Source organism: Pseudomonas sp. NMI760_13, from assembly GCF_021283245.1.
Classification (GTDB): domain Bacteria; phylum Pseudomonadota; class Gammaproteobacteria; order Pseudomonadales; family Pseudomonadaceae; genus Aquipseudomonas; species Aquipseudomonas peradeniyensis.
Genome location: NZ_JAJSRC010000013.1, coordinates 23,590 through 47,017, shown reverse-complemented (window position 1 = coordinate 47,017; position 23,428 = coordinate 23,590). Strand labels below are relative to the sequence as shown.

Below are 23,428 nucleotides of genomic sequence, written 5' to 3'. Positions count from 1 at the left end.
CCTCGTGCCGCGAAAGGGCTGCAACGCAGCCCCAGTACGCTGACTGACAGTCATCACAATTTTTCACCTGCACAGAAGGGCATATGACAGCGGCACATCAAGGAAGCTGCCTGTGCGCAGCGGTCAGCTACGAGTTGCTCACGCCACCCAAGGCCGTGAGCCATTGTCACTGCAGCCAGTGCCGCAAAGGCCACGGGGCTGCATTCGCGTCATACGGTAGCGTGCTGCGCAGCGCGCTTCGCATACTTCGCGGGGCCGACAGCATCAATGCCTACGCCTCATCGCAGACAGTGTTACGCGAGTTCTGCGGGGCGTGTGGCTCGACGTTGTTCTGGTCACGAACCGAAGGTGAGTTCGCCGACTGGATCTCGATCGCGCTGGGTACACTTGATACACCGTTCCAGCCAGGCAAGCAAAAGCACGTCTACATCGATTCTGCGGTGCCCTGGTATACGCCATCCCGTTATTGTCCCGAGGCCGACTGACGGCTTGCATCGCCGGAACGGGGTATGTTGTTGCCTCTGCGCTTGTTTACTGGCCTGTCATCACTGCTTGAGTACTCGATGCTGATTTCCACGCTTTCCAACGGTCGATTCATTACGCCATCGCTCCAGGCCGAACCCTGTGTGCCATGGTGGAGTTTCACCAAGACGGTGTTGGCCGCGACCGCCCTGACTCTGGTGCGCGACGGACGACTCGCCCTGGATGCCGCGCTGCCTGAAACCACTTACACCTTGCGTCAGCTACTGCGTCACGAAGCGGGTCTTGCGGATTATGGCGAGCTTCCCGCGTACCACGCGGCGGTTGCCAATCATGAAGCCGCGTGGTCCGCGGACGAGATGATGCAGCGCCTGGATGGCGCTCGACTTCGCTACGACCCTGGAGCGGGTTGGCGCTACTCGAATGTGGGCTACATGCTGGTAGCCAGGCTCATCGAACGTGCCACAGGCCTGCCGCTTGAAGAGGCGCTCAGGCAGCAAGTTCTGGCTCCACTTGGCATCTTGTCGGTTCGCTTGGCAACGAAACGCGCAAACCTGCACGGTGACTACCTCGGTCATTCGTTGAACTACGACCCTGGCTGGGTCTACGACGGCTTGCTGATCGGCCCTGTTTCCCAGGCTGCCCTTTTCCTGGATCGCCTGCTTGCCGGGACACTGCTTCCGGGCAACCTGCTCCAGGAAATGCAGGCAACAAAGGTGTTGGGTGGGCCAATGGCCGGCCGGCCGTGGATCGCACCAGGCTATGCCTTGGGTCTGATGCGAGGGACGATCGAGGGCGGCCTGACGCTGGCCGGGCATACCGGGTGTGGCCCCGGCAGTGTGGTGGCGGTCTATCGATGTGCGGTTGGGGAGGCCATCGCGTGTTGCGCAGTGTTTTCGATGGCGTCGGAGGAAGGACGTATCGAGGCGCTGGTCGCTCAGGAGATACGCAAGGTGCTTGAGGCTGTGCGCTGAAGCTGCCTGGTTCTTGTCCCGCTTTCAATGGATATCACTTGCTGCCCGATTCAATACCCATTTTGAATTGGTAACGGATACACGTGAGTGGCTGCTTCCGACCCAAAGCGGACAATCATGAAGCGCAGTAATCGGCCAAATGCGACCGCTCGGATATGCCTACGAATGAAGTGGCAATTGCCGAAACAACGGATTCGGATCAACACCCGCTTGGGCTCAGACACCCTTGCCACGAGCTTTACACTATCCCGTGTGGTACTTGTCCCAGAGCTTGTTCCGGAATCGCCCTCCTGGATCGACTTGCGCTTTGAGTGCTAACAGACGGCGCGCGTTTGGGTAGGCACTTGAGAACTGTTCCGGCGTGGCATGCAGTTGGTAGGGCAGATAGTAAGTACCGCCAAGCAACAGCGCCGCGTTGATGAGTTCGCGTGTCCACACGCCAACTGCCTCGCGATCATCCACCCCGACGCGCTGCCAATAATAGAGCACGAATGAAAACACTTCTTCGCGTGCCCAGGACAGAAGCGAGTCGGGGTCGGCCGGAGCGTGTCGGATGGAGATATTAACGGCGTCAACGCTGTGCGCCTGAAGAATGGCGGCCATTTGCGTTACGAACGCATTGAGCTGTGTCACTGGCACAAAATATTCTTGCAACGCATAGGTACTGTTTCGGGTTGCAATGGGGCCAAGCGAAGCGACATCCGCACTGGCCTCGTAGTTGCGCCGTACGACCGGTTGATTGAGATAGCGCAGTGGATCGATCACATCCTTGCGAATCATTGGGCCACCGGGAAGCTTGGTCACACTCCACATGACGGTCTGGTTGATCTTGTACGACTGCCCCGGGGCCACCAGCCTTTCCGCGACGGTCAACGCTTTGTCCGAGGCACGCCAAGTGACGGAAGTGGCCATGTCGAAATAAGGGGGGGCCAAATCGGCATTATGCAGGATAGCCTGTTCGTTCTCGCGGACGTGCTCATTGAAAAAACGCGGGTAATCAGCAACTGGCATGCGGCGTATCTGACGTTCAATTGTGATGTTGGACGCAAGGTCCAGTTCGACCTCAGTGATCACCCCCATCGCACCATAGCCACCGATAGCCGCGTAGAACAGGTCGGAATTTGTGGTGCGGGACGCTTCTGCTACCGAACCGTCTGCAAGCACCAGTTGCAGAGAACGCACCGAGTTGATGACTGGACCTGCGCCGACATAGCGTCCATGAGCATTGACTGACAGCGATCCGCCGACGGTGAAGTTGGCATAACTCTGCATGATTTTTATCGAGAGGTCGTCCGGGTCTATGACCGACTGCAGGTCACGCCAACGCATCCCTGTTTGCACGCGTATGACTCTGCTCTCAGGCGAGTATCGGATTACCTGATTAAACTGACGCATGTCGAGGTGCAGGCTGTTTTCGGTAGCAATCTGCCCCCCCATGCTATAGCGGCCACCACCGATGCTGACTGGGCCTGACGACATCGCGAGCGCCCGCTGTATTTCGCCCGTGGTGCGAGGTGCGAGCAAACGATTGACCCAAATCGGATTGAGCATCGTCACATCGTTCACCAGGACGCCCGATGGTGCCGCCCATGACGACCACGGTGAAAGCACACTGACGGCAATCCCGGTCATCCCGGCCTGGAGTAGATGGCGCCGAGTGAAAATAGGCGACGACTCTGAAACGGCGTGCTGTTGTGTACTGTCGATCAATTGGATCGTGTCCCAGGAAGTGGTGTAACTAAACCAACCGAAGGCGCCCTGCGGGCGAAAGAGGATGGTCATCGTGGTTCTTGGCTAACGTTGAGTTTGCGGACTTAACCTTCACCAGAGAAACCACAATGACCAAGCCCACTATCGCATTGACCGAGTTGGTTGTGAAAGGGGCAGACGCTGATCTGCTCAAGCAAATGATCCAGTTCGTTGCCCAACGTATGATGGAGTTCGATGTCGAAGGCCTGTGCGGCGCCGGCTTCGATGTCAAAAGCCCCGACCGGACAAACAGCCGTAACGGCTACCGGGATCGCCTCTGGCAAACCCGTGCTGGCGACGTTGACCTGAAGATCCCGAAGTTGCGCCAAGGTAGCTACTTTCCTGGCTTTCTTGAGCCTCGGCGCACCACTGAGAAGGCGATGGCTACGGTGATCCAGGAAGCCTACATTCAAGGCGTTTCAACCCGTTCGGTGGACGAGCTGGTCAGAGCCATGGGCGTGACCGGCATCTCCAAGAGCCAAGTGTCACGGTTGGCCGGCGAGATCGATGAGCGTGTCCACGCCTTTCTGGACCGTCCCCTGGAAGGCGATTGGCCTTACCTGTGGATTGATGCCACGTACGTCAAGGTGCGGGAGGCCGGGCGCATCGTCTCGGTCGCTGTAATAATCGCCGTGGCCGTGAACACCGATGGCGGGCGCGAGATCTTGGGCATGCGGGTTGGCCCTTCGGAGGCAGAACCGTTCTGGACGGACTTCCTGCGAAGCCTGATGCGGCGTGGCCTGCGTGGCGTGAAGCTGGTCATCTCCGACGCCCACGAAGGGCTCAAGGCAGCTGTTTCCAAGGTCTTCAACGCGACCTGGCAGCGTTGCCGCGTGCACTTCATGCGCAACGCCATGGCCCATGTGGGCAAGGGCCAGCGCACCATGGTGGCGGCGCTTTTGCGTACGGTTTTCGCCCAGGACAGCCGCACCGAATGCCACCAGCAGTGGCGCCTGGTCGTCGATCAGTTGCGCGAAAAGTACCCCAAGATCGCGGCGCTCATGGATGGTTGCGAGGATGAAGTGCTGGCCCACATGGCGTTTCCCAAAGCGTATCGACAGCAGTTGCACAGCACCAATCCACTGGAACGGCTCAATGCTGAAATCAAACGCCGCACCGACGTCGTGGGCATCTTTCCCAACGATCCTGCCATCACACGGCTGGTAGGCGCGATGCTGTTGGAGCAGAACGACGAGTGGTGCCTGCAACGGCGCTATATGCAGTTGGAGGCGTTCGAGGCAGTCAGCGATAATCCACAGGCCAAGCTGTCGGCCGTGATCAACTAAACGGCAAACTCAGTGGTCAAGGCCATGATGAGTTACACCACTTCCTGGGACACGATCGAATTCACGCTTGTGATCGGCGGCGATTGTTCGATTCTACTGGGGGCGCTTGCAGGCGCGCGGCAGGCCGGGCCGCTTTCACTGATCCACATCGATGGGCACAGCGATTTTCGTCATCCCGGCAACTATGACCCCGAGCAAACGCTGGGCACCGTGGCGGGCATGGACCTTGCCCTGGCGACCGGGCGTGGCGAAGGCGCTGGCAACGCATTGGCCGGGTGTACCGGCCCCGCTGTTTGACGATACCTACGTCGTGCAACTGGGGGAGCGCGAAAACCGTGACGAGGATTTCGCATGGCCCGATATCAACCACACGTCGATCAACCGGATTGATGTCTTCGAGGCGTTGGCGATCGGCCCCGAGGCCGTTGTGCGGCGCATCGGCGATGTACTTGACCAAGCTCCCGCCCAAGGCTTCTGGATTCACCTCGATGTCGATGTGCTGGACCAAGCCACGATGCCCGCTGTCGATTCCCCAGGCACTCCAGGGCTCACGCCGGACGATCTGGTGAAGATCATGACGCCCTTTGTGGCCGACCGACGCTGCCGGGGCATGACCGTTACCGTATTTGATCCTGACCTCGACCCTGACGGACGATTTGCCGCCGTGATCGTCGGGATCCTGGCGCGGCTCCCGTTTCCCAACGGTGCCGATTGAGGTCTACCGCCATTCGCTGCCGCTGACGGTCGCCAGCGGCAGGCCCCGGCGTGATGCGCAGCATTTACTGGGCCGCTAGCGGCGTCTCGGCCCGAGGCTCGGCGCTCGGTGCATATTGCTCGATCAGGCGCCACAACAATCTGCCCATGGGAAGCCGGTAGATGTCGCTATGAGCGCCCCCTCCCGAACCCGGTGAGTTGAATTGGGTTATTCCGTTGGATGCGTCGATGTAGCTGACCTTGTTCCGACTCAGCGTCGATGCCGTGCAATGGCTGTCACCTACCTTGCACAGGCTGAAAAGGCCATTCAGGGAGGCGGAGGTATCGCTGGCTTTCAAGCAGTCGAACGTGGCGGACCTCGCCGGAGCTAACGCCCCACACACCTGGTTCCAGGACTTGATCGAGCCGGACGGGTCGTACCAGAACACCGGGCCGCCGGCAGCGCCGTCATGCTCCGAGGCGGTAAGCGCGATGTGGGTGTTCTGCAGTTTTGCAAAATCCCGATAGGGGGCGCCTTCCTTGCCATCACCCACGGTGAAGCGATTGATACTGACCGCGCCCTGAAGGCCTACCGCCAGGTCCACATGGCTTTGCGGATAGGCCTGCTGTGGCACCAGCGCGGGCGAACTGAACAGCGCACGCATCATGGCGCGTGCACCGAAGCTGTGGCCGATGGTGACGACTTTGGCCTTGCTCTTGGACGCCGCAAGCGCGTTGGGCACACTCTGGTTGACGAGCATGTTCAACCAAGTCAGGCCGATCTCGTCGGCGTCATTGGCCTTGTTGCCATAGCTGAAGAAATTGGTGACCGAATTGGACCAGAACGATGGCCAGGTCACACCGATGACGAGAGGGCGAAATCGAGCAGTGTCGAGGACGTCTGTCTTGGGCGTGGTGTAAATACCTTTTTCGCCTGTTGGCTGGAAGATCTGGTTGCTCTGCAACGCCTTGGCCTGGTTGAGCGGCGCCTTTTGCGCCTGGCCAACTTCATAGGCGGCAGCCATCAGGTTGCCCGTGATGTCGTTGATGTTGCGGATGGCCTCGTCCTGGGCAGTGTTCCAGCCCATGACCACGACGACGACATGGGTGTAGCGTGAACCGGTAAGGTCCCTGGTCAGGTTTTGCTCAAGCGATCTCAGCGCTCGTGCGCTCTCCTGGTACAAGTTCGTGAGGTCTGAGTGGGTCTGCTCCAGATTGCGTGAGGCATCGCAGGCATTCCAATCGCTCACTTTCTTCAGGTCGTAGTCTTTGCGGATGCCAGCCAAGGCGTCGGCTGCATAGGCGTTGTAGACAAAGCAATGGGACTTGGCCATGTAGCCTGTGTCTTGGTCCAACAGCACGCCATTCTTGAGTATGTGCGAGACGAACATCGCCTTGGTGTCCCACTGCTGGATGCGTTTGATCTGGTGAGACGTGTTGCTAGCGGTATCTTCTTCTTCCCTGAAGTAATTGGCGTCGCCGTGAAACAGCTGTTTGCTCTCGTTGCTGACCTTGGGCCCACCGATGATCGGTTGTGGGCTCTTTTCGAGCGCGACCACGTAACCGGGGTAGTGGAGGGCTGTTCCGGAGGGGAAATAGAGCATGCTGTGGAATTTCACTGCGTTGACGCTATCTACCTCCAGTTTGTTCTCGTAGGGCGTCATGACGCGATCCGTCGAGGTGCAGGCGGTCATGGCCATGGGCATCAAAAGCGCGGACAGTGTCGTCAAACCTGCTTGCGTGAGCCTGAGCATGGAGTCCTCCGTGGAGCGATGTATTCCGTCTGGTTGGGGTGATGTCAAAATGACTTTAGCGGCTTTCGCGCATTCAGCATTCACCGCCTCCGATGGTTTCAAGGCCGCTGAGCGGCGAGATGCGCCATGAACTTGACACTCGAACATTCGAGACTTTAATGAAGACGTCAGGTCATTCATTTCTCAGCAGTTTGCGATGGGGGCGCAAGCGGACCGGCGACTCACCGGTCAAGGATCCCCCACATGCCCAATGCCAACGATGTGAAGTGGTTCAAGAACCAGTTTCAGAGCCAGATGTCGCCTGCGCTAGCCAATACGCCCCTGACGGTGGATTTCATGGCTGCGATCGCGTGTCAGGAAACGGGACAGGTCTGGCCGGTTCTGCGCAACAAAGGCCTGCCGGTGCCCGAAATCCTGGAGCTCTGTGTCGGCGACACCCTGGATGTAAACAAGCAGGATACAAAGAAGGGGCGCCAGGCCTTCCCCAAGGACAAGGCGGCACTGCTGGCCGCTCCCAACGGCCAGGCCATGTTCGACATTGCCCATCAGGCCCTGGTGGACATGGCCAACCATATTGACGGCTACGCCAAAGTCGCCCGCAACCCGGACAAGCTTTGCCATGGATTCGGGATCTTCCAACGTGATTTGCAGTTCTTCAAGACCGATCCCGACTACTTCCTGCAACGGCGCTACGTCAACTTCGACGATGCGTTGCAACTGAGCGTTGCCGAATTGAAGCGCGGCCTCAAGCAACTCGGTCTGACCAAGCGATCGTCCCTCAGTGACATGGAGCTTGCGGCGGTCGGCATCGCTTACAATACCGGCGGCTTCAATCCCCGCAAAGGGCTGCGCCAGGGCTTTTTCGACGGTAAGCGGTTCTACGGCGAGAACCTCTTCGACTTCATCCGCCTGGCCCACACCGTTGCCGTGGACGGCCAGCCCCCACTGATGCCTCAGCCTGCGCCGGGACGCTCATTGGTGCCCCCTCCCAGCGAGCTGACGGCACAAGGCGAACTCTTCAGGGTCGACACGCGCGAGGGCCCGTTGCGCATGCGCAGCGAACCGCGCAAAAGCGACCCGGCGCAAGCCAACGTGATCGCCAACCTGCCGGACGGCCAGCCAGTGCGAGCCCTCACCGGCAAGGCGCGCAATGGCTTCCTGGAAGTGGAGACATCACTCAATGGTGCCTTGCTGCGCGGTTTCGTTGCGCAGAAATTCCTGATTGCAGACTCAACAGTGAGGGACATTCCGGTTGTCGCCCCATCTGTATCCTCACCTGCCAGCGGTATCACCGCCGTCGCCATGCCACACAAACCAGGGGTAGTGACGCGGCGGATCGATTTCGCCGGTGCCCACTCACTCAACGAAGCGAGCATGCCGCAGCGGCGCGGTGACTCGGCCGACAGTTTGCGCGCTGAACTGGCGGCGATCGTTGACTGGCTGGCGGTGGACAAGCCGTCTCACAAGCGCTTCCAACCCAGGGACGGCATGACCTTCTGCAATATCTACTGCCATGACTACTGCATGCTGGCAGGTGCATACCTGCCGCGCGTGTGGTGGACGGAGAAAGCCCTGATCACGCTGTCGCAGGGTAAGCCGGTCGAGCCGCTGATCGGCACGACACTCCGCGAAATGCGGGCAAACGACCTGTTCCGCTGGCTGCGCGATTTTGGCCCCGACTTCGGCTGGCGCCAGACGGGCACGTTGAGCAAATTGCAGCAGGCCGCCAACCAGGGCGGCGTGGCGTTGATCGTCGCGCGGCGCAAGGCGGATGGAAAATCCGGGCACATCGTTGCCGTCGTCCCTGAAACGGCGCAGAAGAGCGCGAGGCGTGATGCCAATGGCGAAGTGTTGGCGCCGCTGCAGAGCCAGGCCGGGGCAAGGAACTTCCGCATGGAAACAGGGACGGCCAACTGGTGGAATGGCGAGCAGTTCGCCGAGAGTGCGTTCTGGATTCATGGGTGATGCGTGGCCGTCGAATGGTGTGGCGAGCGGTCAGTCGGAACAGGCTGCTCGCTTCCTTGCTCAACGTTCTTGCGCCGACGAGGCATGCGCTGCTGCGTCTTTACGGCTGAACCACAACAAGCAGGCGCCTGCGAACAGCAACCCCAGCGTGCCGTAGAGGCTCCAGCTCAGCGTGAACCCGACGCCGGCAATCAACGAAGCGCCCAACCCCACCGAGACCATTCTGGCGGCCGCCAGGAGAATGGGGATGAGGGAAAAGAGACGGGCCTGGGTCTGCAATGAGGTCTCCTGAGAGATCAACGCGGTGATTTGGGTGACGCCGAGAATCTCGCCCATCGTCCAGAAAAGAACGACAGGATCAACGCTGTGTGTTCGACGAGCGCATAGGCACCGAATCCGATGCCATAGAACATGGCCGCCAGGGCCAGGTTGGCGAGTGTGCCGAAACGAGCGGTCAACGCGATCAGAGACTGCGTCAGCAAGACGACCAGCAAGGCATTGACGAGCCCCACCGCGGCGAAGGTGCTCGCCGCCTGCTCGGCGGCGATCGCGTCGAGCCACAGCTGCAGCTGGTACTCGCGCTGCGCAGTACCGCCGTGGCGAAGAACAACGCGCCGGCGATGATCACGACACGAGGCACGTCGCCCAGGCCGCGCCCCGTGCCACAGGTGCCTGATCCTGGCGTTTGGGCATCGCCAGAAAGAGGCTGGAGACGAAGCGCAAACGGCTCTTTCAGCCCTTCACAACGACCAAGCAGGGAGGTCTGGGGGGGCTGGTGATGGTCAAACGCATCATGGAGCGCTTCGGCGGGCAGGTGGATATTCAGAGCACACCGAACGAGGGAACCCGCGTTCGCCTGACCTTTGCGCTGGCCGCCAGGCAATGAGCGCTTGTGCTGGCTTGACCGGTGCTTATCATCTAGGCGCTGGTGTAGCCCAGCTACCTGAGGCGGTTGGCATCGAGCGTGCCCTGGCACGTAAGGCCATCAGCAATGACAATCCCCCCCTTTGCCGCCGAGGAGAACCGATGGCTGAATCCACCTCACAGGGTGTTGCCGAGCAGCCCTCCATAGGGTTGCTCGAGGCTTTCCTCTTCTGGCTCAAGCTTGGGTTCATCAGTTTCGGTGGCCCGGCAGGGCAGATTTCCATCATGCACCAGGAACTGGTTGAGAGGCGCCGCTGGATCAGCGAGAAGCGCTTTCTGCATGCCTTGAACTACTGCATGGTGCTTCCAGGGCCGGAAGCCCAGCAATTGGCAACCTACATTGGCTGGCTGATGCATCGCACCTGGGGCGGGGTGATTGCGGGGACGCTTTTCGTGCTCCCTTCACTGTTCATCCTGATCGGCCTGTCCTGGGTCTACATTGCCTTCGGTGAGGTACCTGCGATCGCGGGCCTTTTCTATGGCATCAAGCCGGCGGTCACGGCCATTGTCATGCAGGCCGCGCATCGCATTGGTTCGCGGGCCCTGAAGAATGGCTGGTTGTGGGGAATTGCCGCTGCGTCGTTTGTCGCGATATTCGCGCTGAACCTGCCTTTCCCGTTGATTGTGCTGATTGCCGCCATCACCGGCTTCCTGGGTGGAAGGCTGCTACCTGGGCAGTTCGCGACAGGCGGCAAGCAGGGTGAAGTCAAGGCCAGCCATGGCGCTGCCGTGATCGACGACGACACGCCCACACCGGTGCATGCACGCTTTCGCTGGAGCTATCTGGTCGGCCTGCTGATGGTCGGCGCCGGCCTGTGGATGCTGCCGATGGGGCTGTTGACGCTGGTATATGGGTGGGCAGGTACGCTCACCCAGATGGGCTGGTTCTTTACCAAGGCCGCACTGTTGACCTTTGGCGGTGCTTACGCCGTGCTGCCGTATGTATACCAAGGAGCAGTGGGGCACTACGGCTGGTTATCACCGACGCAGATGATCGATGGCCTGGCGTTGGGCGAAACGACTCCAGGCCCCTTGATCATGGTGGTGGCGTTTGTCGGGTTCGTTGGCGGTTATGTCCACCCGATGTTCGGAGCCGATCATCCGTTTCTGGCGGGCGCGGTCGCCGCCAGCCTGGTGACGTGGTTTACCTTCCTGCCCTCGTTCCTGTTCATCCTGGCAGGCGGGCCGCTGGTGGAGGCGACGCACGACGAGTTGAAATTCACCGCTCCCCTGACGGCCATCACGGCCGCGGTGGTGGGTGTGATCATCAACCTCGCGTTGTTTTTTGCCTACCACGTCATGTGGCCGCAGGGTTTCGCCGGAGCCTTCGAGTGGCCTTCAGCGGTGATTGCAATCGCCGCCGCGGTCGCGCTGTTGCGCTACAAGCGTGGTGTGATCCAGGTGCTGCTGGCAAGCGCGCTGGCGGGGCTTTGTATCCACCTGCTGCGCGCCTGATGTGCAGGCGCGGCTTCAGCCGCGATGGGTCGCAAGGCGGCCCCTTGGTTCACACGTTCTTGCGCAGCGCGTTCAGGACAACTGGGCCGCCAGGCTGTTGCTGACGTTACGCCCCAGCACCAGCACCGTGACGAAGCCGCAACCCACCAGGGCCGTGGCCAGGCTGAACAGCCCCGCGCTGCTTCGGGTTGACGAACAGGGCAGGCAGGTCGCTGATGCGGATGGCCTTGTCCGGGGTCAACCGCGGCAGCAGGAATATCTGCGCCAGCAGCACCGGTATGCCCACCAGCGCGGTGACCAGGAAGGTGGTGCGCCATCCCATCAGCCAGATCGATAGGACGCTTTGAGAACACCTCTGTACGCCTCCCAACAAAGCCTCACAGCCTGTTGCCTGCAGGTGGTCAGGCTAAACCAGATAGACCGACAATCCGGCGCATTGTGATCTACGATGGCTGGGGGGGCAGTAGATTAAGGCTTAGTGCTGGGGCAGCGGAGCCCTGAAGGAAGCGTCTGATGAAAACGTTACTCGCCACTGCCCTGTTCGCGTGTTTGTCGGCGTCCCCTCCTGCGGATGCCGCACCATTGGAAGGTGCGCTGAAGGACTTCAAAGCGATTCTCTTCGATTATTTTCGTAATCAGCCAGACCCCGTTATTCCAATATTTCTTCCCGCAGGCGAGAAGCCAGGAGACGTGTACCGTGATGTGTTCGGCGGCTATGTTGCCCGACAGGCAGAGTGCTTCAACAATGTAAGTGTCGACAAGGAAGAATCCCGTTTCCAGGAGGCCGTGGAAAGCGTGGCTGGTAATCTGTCCGGGAACGTGCAGGCGCAGTTCACAGAAGCGGCCAGGGTTGGAGGTGGTGTCGGCGTCAAGATGGGCGATTCGGTCACCATTCGTTTTCGTGACGTTTCGGCTCACGTGGCATCGGATGTCGCGTTGATGACTGCATTCAAAAAAAACCTCCGGGCTTGTGCGGCGATCGGGAAACTTATGCGGCAACCAGGCTCTGGCAACGCGGCGTTGGTGTTGGGGCAAGTCTTCACAGCGAAACAAACGATCGAAACGATTGCGACTGTCGAGCACTCGGGTCAGCTCGGAGGCGAAGTGCGATTGGACGAGGTCATGAAGAAGTTAGGTGTGCTCAGAGACGTCCTAGGTGCCGCCGGCATTTCGCTGGATGTGCTCGGTACCGCAAAGATCGACGGAGGAAGAACTGCGACAACACAGGTATCACTGACTGATCCTCGGCCCTTGCCAGTCGGTTATCGACCTGCTTTTCTCTCGCAACAGCACCTGAACAAGCTACTTGAGCTCCGTCAAAAAGGAGTCCTTGCGGAGATTGAACGCACTGTTGCCGTTACCCGTGATACGCATGAAATAGAAAAAAAATACAACAATGTCATTTTTGATCCAAAGCGGCTCGCATTCGAAATGGCATCTGGCGACATGATTCCTTTCGACAACAAGAATGCTGAACACGTCCAGTACATTCAGGGGCTTGGACTGCTTTTTGCCATAGGCATTGACGCGCAATCCGGTAGTCCGCGCCCAGCCTACACGGCGCCCCCCTCCCGTATCGAGGACGATGGTGCCCGCGCAGTGTTAAGCGAGCGCAAGGGGCCTCCTGCTCCCTGACAATGCACGCCTGGACGATGCTCATGATCTCTTTGCGGTCGTTGGCAGCCGCCTCTGCTACTGATGGTCTGTCGGTGAGGAGGATAGACCGATTTATTCCCATTCTTTGGCAGCCATGCAGCGACTACTTTATCTTCCAGCCTCAACTACTATTGACTCATCCGGCTTCGGTGGCACGGCCAGTTCGGATGATGGGTGACTTTAATAACGGGTACTACGGATACCCACAATGCCTTGTTGGAGCGCGCCATGAACAATGAGAGAGTGAACTTGACCGAGCTTCTAAAATACCCGCTGACCGTGTTTTCAATTCTCCTGGCTCTGATAGTGGCCACGCATACCTTAGGCATAAAATTTGGCGTGGTGTCGGAGTTGAGCGTTGAAGGTATAAAGTTTACTCAGGAAACCAAAAGTGAGGTCAGTGATTTGGCAAGTAAGCTCAATGCTGCGCTGACCGCAATTGAAGAGTTAAAGGCTCGCACGCCAAGCGCACAAACCCCTATCGTTCAAGCAGCCATTGCTGAGGCCGCTCAGACGGTGTCTGACCAGTCCGCACAGTTTTCAAGAATTTCTCCGGGTTCACGCCAGGGCTATATATTTATTGGCAATTACGACAACGCGTGGAGTGCGCTTAAACTCGGGGCGCTTGAGACAGGCCAACCCATCGTCATTGCGCCTGGAAACTTGAAGGCAGGCACTACCTATCAGGTGCTCGGTAACATGGTGGTTCGCGACGGCCTGCCAGCGAATGACTCGCAGTATTATCAAGGGCGTGCCAGTCTGGGCACCGTGCCGCGCGGTTCGAAAGTTCGATTGATCAGCACGCCGGTTGGAATACATCGTGAATTTGCGACCCAGTATTGGGCACAGATCGAGATACCTTAGGATCTGTCTGAAGTCCTACGGCACCTGACCGACGCCGGTACTAGAAGCCATCAAAACCACCAGCCACAACGCTGCAAGCATGATATTCGCCCCCAAAAGAATTGGTAGCTGGAGGAACGTTCTCATCAAGGTTAGTCCGTACACCATGATCCGACGGAAAAATCTCCAGACATAACGCTATGCCCAACACAAAACGGAGGGTTGCACATCCTTTCAGACGCTCTAGGTTCTGTATGAAAACCTTTGAAACCTCACCGGAGCCTCTGGAAGCCTGATTTTCCGTAGAGTTCTCGCTTTTTAGGCGAAGGATTCTGCCATGCCCAAGCGATACGAACTTTCCGACGCAGAATGGGAAATAGTCGCGGATCTCTTTACCGCACATCGACGTACAGGACGCCCAAGAGTTGACGATCGCTTGATGCTCAACGGCGTGTTGTGGGTGCTGTGCTCCGGTGCAACCTGGCGGGACATGCCTGAACGATTCGGGCCTTGGTCGACGGTCTATCAACGATTTCGAGACTGGCGAAACCAAGGAACCTTCAACAAGATGCTCAAGCGGTTACACCTCAAACTCAATGCACAGGGCCAGATTGACTTAACCACCTGGTGCATCGACTCAACCGCCGTGAGGGCCACCCGTGCCTCTGCCGGAGCAGGCAAAAAAGGGGGGCTGAAGAACCAACGGACCACGCACTTGGACGAAGCCGGGGCGGGTTGACGACGAAAATTCACATGGTCAGTGACGCCCGTGGCATCCCACTCCACTTCACGCTCTCAGGTGGTAACGCCAGCGACATCTCCCATGCTCAGCGACTGCTGGACGGTGTCCACATCCCTTCGAATCGAGGTAGGCCACGCAAGCGCTGCCGCTGGCTCTTGGCCGACAAAGGCTATGATGCAGAATCCTTGCGGCAATACTGCGACCGCTATCGGATGCAGCCGGTGATTCCGCTGCGTGACATGAAGCGCAAGCCGAAGCCGGGCTTACCGCGCCTGTTTGACACAAGCCCAAGTATCGGCAGCGGAACGCTATCGAACGGCTATTTGGTTGGTTGAAGGAGCACCGCCGCCTGGGTACACGCTACTGCAAGCTAGCGGAAAGCTTCGCTGCGATGGTTACGCTGGCTTGCTGGCGGCGGTGTTTACGACATTACTTTTCGTACAGTGCCTAATGCGGCTTTGGGCCGCCAGCGGCCAACATCGGATGGCCTCTATGGGGCGAGAGCAGCCGGTCACCAGGGGCCGTTATCGACCCACAGCTGTCGCTGACAAGGCCATGGCGAGGGCGAAGCAAAAATGCTAATTTAGATTCATTCTCATTTATTGCCCGTTTTCATGGACAAACCGCGATCCACCTCATCCGACCCAATTGGCGAACTGTATGCAGGGCACCATCACTGGTTGGTGACGTGGCTGCGGCGTCGTCTGCAATGTCCGCATCAGGCCTCGGATTTTGCCCAGGACACCTTTTACCGTGTACTCACCGCCGGGCATTATGATCCGCCTCGTGAACCTCGAGCATTTCTTGCCACCATCGCGCGTCGCATCCTGATCGACAACGGTCGCCGCTTGCGGCTGGAACAGGCTTACAGAGAGGAGCTCGAGCGCAGTATCGAGCACTCGGACCAGGCGTTTTCTCCCGAACAGATCCTGCAGGCCATCGAGCTGCTCGAACGTATCGACCGGGCTTTGTCACGCATGAAGGCGAGGGTCCGGGAGACCTTCATCCTGCGTCACCTTGAAGGCTGGCCTCAGGATGACATTGCACGCCACCACGGTATCTCGGTGAGGACCGTGCAGGCCGACCTGGTCGAAGCCATGCTGGCGTGCGATGCCGCCATGGGGATGAGCTGATGGCAGAGACGACGGCCGATTCCGTCCTGCGCGCAGCGGCGCAATGGCTGGTGCTGCTCGACAACCAGGCCGATGAGCATTTGCAGGCAGCATTCCAGGCTTGGCTGGCCGAGTCGCCCGAGCATGGCGCGGCGGTCGCCCGCTTGCAGGGGCGTCTGGGTTCGCTGCAACAGCTTCCCCGCCACGCGGCCGTCACGGCCCTGCGCCAGGCACCGCGCAAAGCCCTGAGCCACAAGGTGCAGGCACTGGCCTTGGCGATCGCCCTGGTGCCAATGGCGTGGGCTGCCACGACCTATTGGCAACAGGGCTACCTGCTGGCGGACCTGAGCACCTCGGCAGGGGATTGGCTCGATCACCGACTCGACGATGACAGCCAGATCCACCTGGACGCGGGGTCGGCGGTGGATGTGCGCTTCGACGCAGGCGAACGCAGGATCGAACTGCTGCGCGGCGAAGTCCTGGTCGATGTCGCCAAGGATCCTCGCCCGTTCGTGGTGGTCACGGCGCATGGGCGTGTGCAGGCCCTTGGCACGCGTTTCACGGTGGAGCGACAGGACGACTCGACGCAAGTGGTCATGTTCGAGTCGACTACCGCCATCAGCAGTGCCGGGCAATCATTGCACCTGACCGCCAATCAGCGCGTGCGCCTGAGCGCCGAAGGCCCTGGCAAGGTAGAGCAGGTGCAGGCAGAACCCTTTGAACAGGCGTGGCGCAAGCACCAGCTGTTGGCAGACGACCAGCCGCTGAGCGATGTGCTCGCGCGGTTGTCGCGTCACTACCCCGGTGTGCTGTGGGCCGACCATGCAGCCCTTGCAGGCCTGCGGGTCACGGTCATGCTGCCGCTGGACGATCCACGCCAGGCACTGCGGCTGCTGCAGCGCACCTTGCCAATCGAGGTCAGTCAGTACACCCCGTGGACAACCAGGGTGACCCTGAAGCCCGATGTGGTGAGTAAATAATTTCAATAATCATTTCGTGTTTTCGATTTTCGCCCGTCCTCCCATGGCCAACACCATCAGGAGTATCGAAAACATGAACTCGCCGATTCGAGCGCTGCCGCGTTCCACCTCGCGCAGCCTCTGCCTGGCCGTGCGCCTGGCCCTTTGTGCGGCACCGCTGGTGCTGCCCGCCAGCGCCTTGGCCGAGCAGATCGTGCAGCGATATGACATCGCTGCCGGCCCATTGGGTGAAGTACTCAGTCGTTACGCACAGGCCAGCGGCGCCCCCATCTCGTTCGAATCCCGCCAGGTGCAAGGTTTGACCAGCCCGGGCGTTCGAGGCAGCTTCACCATCGAAGGCGGTTTTGCCCAGGCGTTGCTGGGCTCGGGGCTGGTGGCAAGCCCAACCCAGGATGGTTATCAACTCCTGCAGGCATCGCCGGTTACAGACGCGCTGGAGCTCGGGGCGACCACCATTTCCAGCAAGGTGCTCGGCGCGACTACCGAGGGCAGCGGGTCCTACACCACGGGGTCAACCAATACGGCGACCAGGCTCGCCCTGAGCCTGCGCGAAACACCGCAATCGGTGACGGTGATCACCCGCAAGAAGATGGACGACCAGAACATCCAGAACCTGGACGATGTCGCGCGCACGGCAACCGGCATCACCCTCACCAAGATCGGCACTGACCGCTCTACCTATTACTCGCGCGGCTTCGAGATCAGCGATCTGCAATATGACGGTATTCCGACCAATATCTCGGAAAACTACTCCATGGACGTCATGTCCACTTCGAACATGGCGATCTATGACCGCGTCGAAGTCGTACGCGGGGCCAACGGCTTGCTGCAGGGGACGGGCAACCCGTCGGCGGCAATCAACCTGGTGCGCAAGCGACCGACCCAGGACTTTCGCCTGGGCGCGGAGCTGGGGGCAGGCTCCTGGGACAATTATCGTAGCCAGGTGGATGTGTCCGGGCCTTTGACCCCCACGGGCAATGTTCGCGGCCGCGCAGTGGCTTATTACAACAACGCCAACAGCTACAAGGACGGCTCCGGACGGGACAACCAGTTGCTCTACCTGGTCGGCGAAGCGGATCTTGACGACGCCACCGTGCTGACGGTCGGCGCCACGATCCAGAAGGACAACCAGAACGGCTATGACTGGGGCGGCTTGAATACCCGCAGTAACGGCTCTTTCTATCCGCTTTCGCGTTCCACCAACCTCAACGGCAAGTGGGCCCATCTGGATCGCAACAACTACACGCTGTTCAGCGATGTCACGCACACCTTCGACAACGAGTGGAAGGTGACCCTGGCCATGAACGCGATCTGGTCGGACGCCGACTTTCTCTCCGCGTATCCGAACCGGGTATCGGGTGACAACTATCGGATGACCGTCTCCCAGGCCGACTACGAAGACACCCAGTTTGCGCTGGATCTCTACGCGACCGGCCCCTTCGAGCTGTTCGGGCGCAAACATCAGCTGATGCTTGGGGCCAACACGCGCCAGGACCAGTTCGACGCGGTGATCAAGAGTGCCACCAACAACCCGACGATCAACATCACCGACTTCGACTACAGTGCGCTGCCCAGCCCCATCCTCAATGCCATCGGCGCGGACTACAACTACACGCGCAAGGAGCGTGGCCTGTACGGCGCCTCGCGCTTCAGCCTCACTGATGACCTTAGTCTGATCCTCGGCACGCGGGTGAGTTGGTCGGACTACAAGGTGGGCAGCCCCTATACCAACGATCAATACCGCGAGAATGGCCGGCTGGTGCCATACGCCGGGTTGGTACTGGACCTGGACAAGCACCACACCTGGTATGCCAGCTACACCGAGATCTACAAGACACAGAGTTACTATGGTGTCGGCAATACCCTGCTTGATCCGATCGAAGGCGAGAACTACGAAACCGGCATCAAGGGTGAGTACTTCGAAGGCCGCCTGAACACCTCCCTGGCGATTTTCCAGACCAACCTGGAAAACATGCCCGAGGCACTGTCGGTGTCGCCCACCTGTGGCGTGACCGGTACGAGCAAGTGCTACGAAGCCGGCGCGAAAGTGCGTAACCGCGGCTTCGAGCTGGAGATTTCCGGCGAGCCATTGGAGAACTGGAACGTCAGCGCGGGCTACACCTACAGTGATCCCGAGTATGTGGCCGGCGGTAGCAAAGGCTCGGACTACTATCGCAAGATCCCGCGGCGCCTGCTCAAGGTGTCGACGGACTACCGCTTGCCCGGTGTCCTCGACCAATGGCGTGTGGGCGGCGATGTGTATGCCCAGAGCCGCACCGCCGCCGATGTGACCGGGTACACGATTGAACAGGGTGGCTACGCCTTGCTCAACTTGCATGCCCATTACCAGATCAACCAACAGTTCAGTGTGCAGTACAACCTCAACAACGTGCTGGACAAGACGTACTACCAGTCGTTGCCCACTTCGAACAATTTCGGTGGCCTGTACTACGGTGACCCTCGCAATTTTGCGGTTACCTTGCGCTACCAATATTGATCGAAGGCCTGGGGTGGCGCTTCACCCGTCTTGTACCGATGCCCTTGCAAGTACGCATGCAGTTGACCGCGTCGCTGATTGCCGTAGAATCGCGCGCCCAAAATTCAGCAGGCATGGCGAGAGGGAGCTTCAATGCAACGGGTGATGATCATTGGTCAGCCAGGGTCTGGGAAAAGTACCCTGGCGCGCAAGCTGGGCGAGCGCACAGGGCTGCCGGTCGTGCATATCGACACGATTCACTGGCAGCCAGGGTGGGTCGAACGCAGCCGGGACGAGAAGACGCGTCTTTGCCATGAGGTCGAGGCCCGTGAGTGCTGGATCTTCGAAGGCGGGCATTCGACTACATGGACGAACCGGCTGGCCCGCGCTGACATGTTGATATGGATCGACCGCTCGGCGCCGCTTCGATTCTGGCGTGTGTTGCTCAGAACAATGCTGAACCGCGGTCGATCCCGGCCTGACTTGCCGGACGACTGTCCGGAACTGCTGGCCAACCTGCCGGAGTTTTTCAGGTTCATGTGGCGGACGAAAACCTCGTCTCGGGAGGCGATCAAGCGATTCGTGGCGACGGTGCCGTCGGGTTGTCGCGTGGTCTGCCTGCGGTCCAATCGGGATACCGAGGTTTTTCTCGCGAGTCTGGGCGCGCAGTCTGATCAGGCTGTGCAAGGTCACTAGATGCTCGAGCTCGATTGGCGGCAGGCGCCTGCCGTAAAGGCGCATCAGAACGGTTAACCTGCCTAAGGATGGCCCATGGCGCTGACCAGCAAGATCACGACCTACAACCCTGAATGGCCGCAACGGTACGAGGCGGACAAGGTGCTGCTCGCCTCGGCATTCGGTGATGAGCTTCTCGCCATCCACCATGTGGGCAGCACGGCTGTCCCGCAACTCGCGGCCAAGCCCGAGATCGATGTGCTGATCGAGGTTTCAGAGCATCAAAATGCGGCAGCGCGAGACCAAGTGTTGTTGAAGCTGGGGTATGTACGTGGCAGTGACCTTTCGCAAGGGCACCATTTCTATCGTCGCAATGTCGGTGAGGTACGCACCCACAAGATCCACATTTGCAGACGTGGACACCTTTCAGTCATCCAGATGCTGACGTTCAGGGATCTGCTCAGGACCGACGCCTCCCTCCGGCAGCGATACCAAGATCTCAAGATCGAGCTTGAGGCCACCAATACCGGGGGGATGGCTGAGTATCTGGAGAAGAAGGGGCCGTTTATCCTTGCGACGCTGCTCGAGGGCGGTATCAGGCGGTAGTGATGGTCTCCCGTAGGGCATTTCGATTATTCGAGGCCCACCGCTTTCGACCCGTAGCTGACGCACGCGGAATTGGCCTTCGACCAGATAGAAACGTTTTCCTGCTATTAGGCACCTCGGTGCCTGGCCAACTCATCCCGAACCGACTGCAATACGCGCGACTCATGCCCGTTGCGCCACACAAGGTGAGTTCGCACCCGAGCAACCTTTGGGGGCAAGGGGAGCGTTCTGACCAAGCTTTCCAAGTGTACAGCCTTGAGCACGGATTGCGGCATGATTGCCACCCCCGTTCCGGCTGCTACACAAGCTGCTATAGCATGATAGGACGCAAGTTCGAGCACTCTGGTGGGCACGATTTCGCAGGTCTGAAGCCAGCTTTCCAGAATGCGCCTGAACGAGCAGCCCCTGGTGAACGCGATGATGGTCGCTCCTTGGAGTGCACGCGCATTAGCGATTGGGCTGTTCTTGGCGACGACAAGCGCCAGTTCCTCAACGAAGACCTCTTGGCAATCCAGTCCGGCGACGGTGAATGGGTCCGAGATAAAGGCGGCCTCGATATCACCGCGATGAACCTGTGCAATCAGTGCGTCTGTTGAGCCAGATACCAACTCGATCTGAACATCTGGAAAGCGTTCGTGATAGCTGGATAGCAGCGGAGCAAGCCTAGCGGCAGCGGTACTTTCAAGAGTGCCGATCCGAAGCACACCTTGCAGAGTGCCGCGCTTGAGAGCGGTTTCTGCTTCTACGGAAAGGCGAAGCAACTTCTCAGCGTATTGATACAGCAGTAGTCCTTCATCGGAAGGCGTCAGCTTCCCACCCTGACGATGGAAGAGCGCCACACCCAATCGCTCCTCCAGGTTCTTTACTCTGGTGGTGATGTTCGATTGCACGCGGTTAAGCTGGGCTGCTGCGTTTGTGATGCTGCCGTAGTCCACCACGGCTTTGAATATTTGTAGTGAATCTAAGTCCATGTTTCTCATGTTGAGAATCAACTATGCTGATTATTCATTATTGAAGAAGATGCACACAGCATACACTCCAGACGATCCGAGCGGGCAGCTGCCTGCCATCTGGTTGTCGAGAGCAGCTTCCTGAGAGGTGAAAAGTGCGCAAGATTGGTCTTATCGGTGGAATGAGCTATGAGGGCTCTGCGGTGTACTACCGGGAGCTGAATCGAGGCATAAGCCAACGCCTGGGCGGTCTGCACTCGGCCCAGGTACTGCTGCACTCGTTGGACTTTCAGACCATTGTCGACAAGCAGAAAGCTGGCGAATGGGCGCAAGCCGGGAGCCAACTTGCTGAAGTGGCTCGGAGCTTGGAAAACGCGGGCGCTGACTGCGTGATGATCTGTGCTGTGACCATGCACCTGGTAGCGGATGCTGTCATGGCAGCCACCTCGCTCAGTGGTGCCATTCGAAGTAGCCACCAAGCAAGCGCCATAGAAGAGTATTTCCGCCTGTGTCCTCGGTCATGACGACAGTCCGCTATGGGTCGATAGCTGTCATTCGCGAATGGCTGCTTCCGACCCAGAGCGGACGCAGCCGACCTAACGATGTGTCGTTCGGCGAGCGACACATCACTTATGGAAGAGCAAGCTCTTCTAACCTAGTGCGGCGGCGAATGCTTCTGGCGTGGGGCTCTCCTGCCATTGCGCGATAGCCCCCGGCAGCACCAGCCATGGTTGCTTGCGCCGAGTCCAGATATGCGCAACCGGTTCGAAACGCTCAGCGCCTTCCAGGATGCCGGCCCGTACCACTCGCATGCCGGGTGCTGCCGTGGTCTCGTTAAACAGCCGGGTATGACATGTACCGCAGGCATGTTGGGTAGACGTTTGTCCCTGGTGTTCATGCTCAAAGATCGCCGTTTCGCCAGTCACCTGAACAGCCGAAGCCACGCTCAGCATGTGCAGACCAAACGCACTGCCGCTCCAGCGCTGGCAGTTCAAACAGTGGCAGGCATACAGCGGCGGCAATCGCTGCGCCACGATCTCAAGGATGACTTGCCCACATTGGCACTGACCGGTGATTCTCATGCGTTGGTTCCTTACAATGACGCCAGGTAAAATGTGAGCGAATGATCGCTTTTCATGGGCTCTGGCAGAAGATCAAATTAGGAGCAACTGTTGGCCAAGAATGTATGAGCGGTATTGAATGGGAAAGCCAGCGTGTATTTCTCGCCGTGTTGCGCTCTGGCAGCCTGAGCGGCGCAGCGAAGTTGCTGGATATCGCCCAGGCCACTGCGCGCCGGCGACTCGACCATCTTGAACACGCTCTCGGTGTGAGTCTGTTCACCCGCACACCTCAAGGACTGACGCCTACTGCCGGAGCGCAGCGCCTGATCGAACATGTGGAGGCCATGGATATGGCCGCGCAAACCTTCAACCGCATGGCCAGCTCTGAAGCGTCGATGGATCACGGTACAGTCCGGCTGACCTGTGGCGAGTTGCTTGGCGTCGAGGTATTGCCCGACCTGCTGCGCCCTTTCCGTTACGAACACGTCGGACTCAAACTTGAGTTGAGCATAAGCGATGCCCTTGAAAACATCGCCAGGCTGCAATCGGATATTGCGGTGCGGCTGATGCGGCCCAATGAAGCGGATATCACAGTGCGGCGTGTCGGAAGTTTGCGGATTGGCATCCATGCCAGTGCCGGGTGCCTGGAGCGCTACGGTAATCCAGCTTCCCTGCTGTCGCTGCGCCAGGGGCCGTTGATCGGGCCGGACAGACGCTCAGCGGATTTGCGTCGGTTTGTCGACGCCGGTCTGTGCGATGCCGATCAGCACTTCGCCATTGCCTCTGATCATCACCTTGCTCAGCTGGCCGCTCTGAAAGCGGGCTTAGGCTTCGGACTCTGCCCGACGCAAATCGCAAAATCGCACGGCCTGGTACATGTGCTAGCACACGATTTTGGCTTTGAGGTAGATGTGTGGATCGCAATGCACAATGACCTGCGCAAAATTAACAGGATCGCTCAGGTGTTCGAGGTTCTTGGAGAGCAGTTGCATCAGTATCTATGCTCGGCCGATCAGTGAGCAGCGTAGACGGTCGCATTCACTGCTG

21 protein-coding genes and 3 pseudogenes are annotated in these 23,428 nt (G+C 59.2%); 18 read left to right on the top strand and 6 right to left on the bottom strand.

The window, feature by feature from the left end; translation table 11 throughout:
* Positions 1 to 83: 83 nt before the first annotated feature.
* Positions 84 to 485 carry a GFA family protein gene (locus LU671_RS15355; protein WP_232856111.1) on the top strand — a complete coding sequence of 134 codons (402 nt, stop codon included), beginning with the start codon at positions 84 to 86 and terminating at the stop codon, positions 483 to 485.
* A gap of 78 nt (positions 486 to 563) precedes the next feature.
* A complete protein-coding gene (locus tag LU671_RS15350; RefSeq protein ID WP_232856168.1) occupies positions 564 to 1,454 on the top strand; it encodes a serine hydrolase domain-containing protein in 891 nt (296 codons plus the stop codon).
* A 243-nt stretch (positions 1,455 to 1,697) separates the two neighbouring features.
* Here the strand turns inward: LU671_RS15350 and LU671_RS15345 are convergent, their stop codons facing one another.
* Positions 1,698 to 3,236 (bottom strand): FAD-binding oxidoreductase, encoded by a 1,539-nt coding sequence (locus LU671_RS15345; RefSeq protein ID WP_232856110.1) that lies wholly within the window; start codon positions 3,234 to 3,236, stop codon positions 1,698 to 1,700.
* Positions 3,237 to 3,292: 56 nt separating this feature from the next.
* On the opposite strand from LU671_RS15345, the gene LU671_RS15340 reads away from it, so the two are divergent.
* From LU671_RS15340 to LU671_RS15335, 3 genes are read left to right on the top strand one after another with little or no spacing between them, the layout of a single operon-like run.
* Positions 3,293 to 4,489: an IS256 family transposase gene (locus tag LU671_RS15340; RefSeq protein WP_232856109.1), complete on the top strand. Its 1,197-nt coding sequence runs from the start codon at positions 3,293 to 3,295 to the stop codon at positions 4,487 to 4,489.
* A 24-nt stretch (positions 4,490 to 4,513) separates the two neighbouring features.
* Positions 4,514 to 4,786 carry an arginase family protein gene (locus LU671_RS29440; RefSeq protein WP_269806745.1) on the top strand — a complete coding sequence of 91 codons (273 nt, stop codon included), beginning with the start codon at positions 4,514 to 4,516 and terminating at the stop codon, positions 4,784 to 4,786.
* Positions 4,734 to 5,204, top strand: coding sequence for an arginase family protein (locus tag LU671_RS15335; protein ID WP_332880079.1), 471 nt, complete (start codon positions 4,734 to 4,736; stop codon positions 5,202 to 5,204). The genes LU671_RS29440 and LU671_RS15335 overlap by 53 nt, the downstream gene beginning before the upstream one ends.
* Before the next feature lie 64 nt (positions 5,205 to 5,268).
* On the opposite strand, the gene LU671_RS15330 is transcribed toward LU671_RS15335, so the two are convergent.
* Positions 5,269 to 6,846, bottom strand: coding sequence for an alpha/beta hydrolase (locus LU671_RS15330; protein ID WP_442964133.1), 1,578 nt, complete (start codon positions 6,844 to 6,846; stop codon positions 5,269 to 5,271).
* Between the two features lie 333 nt (positions 6,847 to 7,179).
* Between LU671_RS15330 and LU671_RS15325 the strand changes: the two genes are divergently transcribed.
* On the top strand, positions 7,180 to 8,901 hold the full coding sequence (locus LU671_RS15325) for a hypothetical protein (protein WP_232856107.1): 1,722 nt from the start codon (positions 7,180 to 7,182) through the stop codon (positions 8,899 to 8,901).
* Positions 8,902 to 8,961: 60 nt separating this feature from the next.
* On the opposite strand, the gene LU671_RS15320 is transcribed toward LU671_RS15325, so the two are convergent.
* Complete coding sequence (locus LU671_RS15320) at positions 8,962 to 9,237, bottom strand: hypothetical protein (protein WP_232856106.1); 276 nt, start codon at positions 9,235 to 9,237, stop codon at positions 8,962 to 8,964.
* Between the two features lie 394 nt (positions 9,238 to 9,631).
* Here LU671_RS15320 and LU671_RS15315 point away from each other — a divergent pair.
* Positions 9,632 to 9,787: pseudogene (locus LU671_RS15315) on the top strand (ATP-binding protein); the annotation flags it as partial.
* A 140-nt stretch (positions 9,788 to 9,927) separates the two neighbouring features.
* Positions 9,928 to 11,280 carry a chromate efflux transporter gene (gene chrA, locus LU671_RS15310; RefSeq protein ID WP_232856105.1) on the top strand — a complete coding sequence of 451 codons (1,353 nt, stop codon included), beginning with the start codon at positions 9,928 to 9,930 and terminating at the stop codon, positions 11,278 to 11,280.
* A 175-nt stretch (positions 11,281 to 11,455) separates the two neighbouring features.
* On the opposite strand, the pseudogene LU671_RS15305 reads toward chrA, so the two are convergent.
* Positions 11,456 to 11,605: pseudogene (locus tag LU671_RS15305) on the bottom strand (MFS transporter); the annotation flags it as partial.
* Between the two features lie 188 nt (positions 11,606 to 11,793).
* Between LU671_RS15305 and LU671_RS15300 the strand changes: the two are divergent.
* From LU671_RS15300 to LU671_RS15265, 8 genes and pseudogenes are all read left to right on the top strand, one after another.
* Positions 11,794 to 12,915 (top strand): hypothetical protein, encoded by a 1,122-nt coding sequence (locus tag LU671_RS15300; RefSeq protein WP_232856104.1) that lies wholly within the window; start codon positions 11,794 to 11,796, stop codon positions 12,913 to 12,915.
* Between the two features lie 249 nt (positions 12,916 to 13,164).
* On the top strand, positions 13,165 to 13,800 hold the full coding sequence (locus LU671_RS15295) for a hypothetical protein (protein ID WP_232856103.1): 636 nt from the start codon (positions 13,165 to 13,167) through the stop codon (positions 13,798 to 13,800).
* A gap of 316 nt (positions 13,801 to 14,116) precedes the next feature.
* Positions 14,117 to 14,972 (top strand): annotated as a pseudogene (locus LU671_RS15290) (IS5-like element ISPsp10 family transposase).
* 163 nt (positions 14,973 to 15,135) lie between these two features.
* Positions 15,136 to 15,654: a sigma-70 family RNA polymerase sigma factor gene (locus LU671_RS15285; RefSeq protein ID WP_232856102.1), complete on the top strand. Its 519-nt coding sequence runs from the start codon at positions 15,136 to 15,138 to the stop codon at positions 15,652 to 15,654.
* Positions 15,654 to 16,613: a FecR family protein gene (locus LU671_RS15280; RefSeq protein ID WP_232856101.1), complete on the top strand. Its 960-nt coding sequence runs from the start codon at positions 15,654 to 15,656 to the stop codon at positions 16,611 to 16,613. The genes LU671_RS15285 and LU671_RS15280 overlap by 1 nt, the downstream gene beginning before the upstream one ends.
* Positions 16,614 to 16,686: 73 nt before the next feature.
* Positions 16,687 to 19,110, top strand: coding sequence for a TonB-dependent siderophore receptor (locus tag LU671_RS15275; RefSeq protein ID WP_232856100.1), 2,424 nt, complete (start codon positions 16,687 to 16,689; stop codon positions 19,108 to 19,110).
* A 132-nt stretch (positions 19,111 to 19,242) separates the two neighbouring features.
* Positions 19,243 to 19,785 carry an AAA family ATPase gene (locus LU671_RS15270; RefSeq protein WP_232856099.1) on the top strand — a complete coding sequence of 181 codons (543 nt, stop codon included), beginning with the start codon at positions 19,243 to 19,245 and terminating at the stop codon, positions 19,783 to 19,785.
* Between the two features lie 75 nt (positions 19,786 to 19,860).
* A complete protein-coding gene (locus LU671_RS15265; RefSeq protein WP_232856098.1) occupies positions 19,861 to 20,370 on the top strand; it encodes a GrpB family protein in 510 nt (169 codons plus the stop codon).
* 107 nt (positions 20,371 to 20,477) lie between these two features.
* On the opposite strand, the gene LU671_RS15260 is transcribed toward LU671_RS15265, so the two are convergent.
* Positions 20,478 to 21,350, bottom strand: a complete 873-nt coding sequence (locus LU671_RS15260; RefSeq protein ID WP_232856097.1) for a LysR family transcriptional regulator — start codon at positions 21,348 to 21,350, stop codon at positions 20,478 to 20,480.
* Positions 21,351 to 21,475: 125 nt separating this feature from the next.
* On the opposite strand from LU671_RS15260, the gene LU671_RS15255 reads away from it, so the two are divergent.
* On the top strand, positions 21,476 to 21,844 hold the full coding sequence (locus tag LU671_RS15255) for an aspartate/glutamate racemase family protein (RefSeq protein ID WP_232856096.1): 369 nt from the start codon (positions 21,476 to 21,478) through the stop codon (positions 21,842 to 21,844).
* A gap of 126 nt (positions 21,845 to 21,970) precedes the next feature.
* Here the strand turns inward: LU671_RS15255 and LU671_RS15250 are convergent, their stop codons facing one another.
* Positions 21,971 to 22,402, bottom strand: a complete 432-nt coding sequence (locus LU671_RS15250; RefSeq protein WP_232856095.1) for a GFA family protein — start codon at positions 22,400 to 22,402, stop codon at positions 21,971 to 21,973.
* A 41-nt stretch (positions 22,403 to 22,443) separates the two neighbouring features.
* On the opposite strand from LU671_RS15250, the gene LU671_RS15245 reads away from it, so the two are divergent.
* Positions 22,444 to 23,400 (top strand): LysR family transcriptional regulator, encoded by a 957-nt coding sequence (locus LU671_RS15245; protein WP_232856094.1) that lies wholly within the window; start codon positions 22,444 to 22,446, stop codon positions 23,398 to 23,400.
* The last annotated feature ends 28 nt before the right edge of the window (positions 23,401 to 23,428 follow it).

What these genes read in the sequence shown, in the direction of transcription:
- LU671_RS15325 (WP_232856107.1), top strand. Translation starts at nt 7,180, where the DNA reads ATGCCCAATGCCAACGATGTGAAGTGGTTCAAGAACCAGTTTCAGAGC.
- LU671_RS15330 (WP_442964133.1), bottom strand. Translation starts at nt 6,846, where the DNA reads ATGACGCCCTACGAGAACAAACTGGAGGTAGATAGCGTCAACGCAGTG.
- LU671_RS15270 (WP_232856099.1), top strand. Translation starts at nt 19,243, where the DNA reads ATGCAACGGGTGATGATCATTGGTCAGCCAGGGTCTGGGAAAAGTACC.
- LU671_RS15355 (WP_232856111.1), top strand. Translation starts at nt 84, where the DNA reads ATGACAGCGGCACATCAAGGAAGCTGCCTGTGCGCAGCGGTCAGCTAC.
- LU671_RS15275 (WP_232856100.1), top strand. Translation starts at nt 16,687, where the DNA reads ATGAACTCGCCGATTCGAGCGCTGCCGCGTTCCACCTCGCGCAGCCTC.
- chrA (WP_232856105.1), top strand. Translation starts at nt 9,928, where the DNA reads ATGGCTGAATCCACCTCACAGGGTGTTGCCGAGCAGCCCTCCATAGGG.
- LU671_RS15245 (WP_232856094.1), top strand. Translation starts at nt 22,444, where the DNA reads ATGATCGCTTTTCATGGGCTCTGGCAGAAGATCAAATTAGGAGCAACT.
- LU671_RS15300 (WP_232856104.1), top strand. Translation starts at nt 11,794, where the DNA reads ATGAAAACGTTACTCGCCACTGCCCTGTTCGCGTGTTTGTCGGCGTCC.
- LU671_RS15320 (WP_232856106.1), bottom strand. Translation starts at nt 9,237, where the DNA reads ATGGGCGAGATTCTCGGCGTCACCCAAATCACCGCGTTGATCTCTCAG.
- LU671_RS15265 (WP_232856098.1), top strand. Translation starts at nt 19,861, where the DNA reads ATGGCGCTGACCAGCAAGATCACGACCTACAACCCTGAATGGCCGCAA.
- LU671_RS29440 (WP_269806745.1), top strand. Translation starts at nt 4,514, where the DNA reads ATGATGAGTTACACCACTTCCTGGGACACGATCGAATTCACGCTTGTG.
- LU671_RS15280 (WP_232856101.1), top strand. Translation starts at nt 15,654, where the DNA reads ATGGCAGAGACGACGGCCGATTCCGTCCTGCGCGCAGCGGCGCAATGG.
- LU671_RS15340 (WP_232856109.1), top strand. Translation starts at nt 3,293, where the DNA reads ATGACCAAGCCCACTATCGCATTGACCGAGTTGGTTGTGAAAGGGGCA.
- LU671_RS15350 (WP_232856168.1), top strand. Translation starts at nt 564, where the DNA reads ATGCTGATTTCCACGCTTTCCAACGGTCGATTCATTACGCCATCGCTC.
- LU671_RS15345 (WP_232856110.1), bottom strand. Translation starts at nt 3,236, where the DNA reads ATGACCATCCTCTTTCGCCCGCAGGGCGCCTTCGGTTGGTTTAGTTAC.
- LU671_RS15260 (WP_232856097.1), bottom strand. Translation starts at nt 21,350, where the DNA reads ATGAGAAACATGGACTTAGATTCACTACAAATATTCAAAGCCGTGGTG.
- LU671_RS15285 (WP_232856102.1), top strand. Translation starts at nt 15,136, where the DNA reads ATGGACAAACCGCGATCCACCTCATCCGACCCAATTGGCGAACTGTAT.
- LU671_RS15250 (WP_232856095.1), bottom strand. Translation starts at nt 22,402, where the DNA reads ATGAGAATCACCGGTCAGTGCCAATGTGGGCAAGTCATCCTTGAGATC.
- LU671_RS15295 (WP_232856103.1), top strand. Translation starts at nt 13,165, where the DNA reads ATGAACAATGAGAGAGTGAACTTGACCGAGCTTCTAAAATACCCGCTG.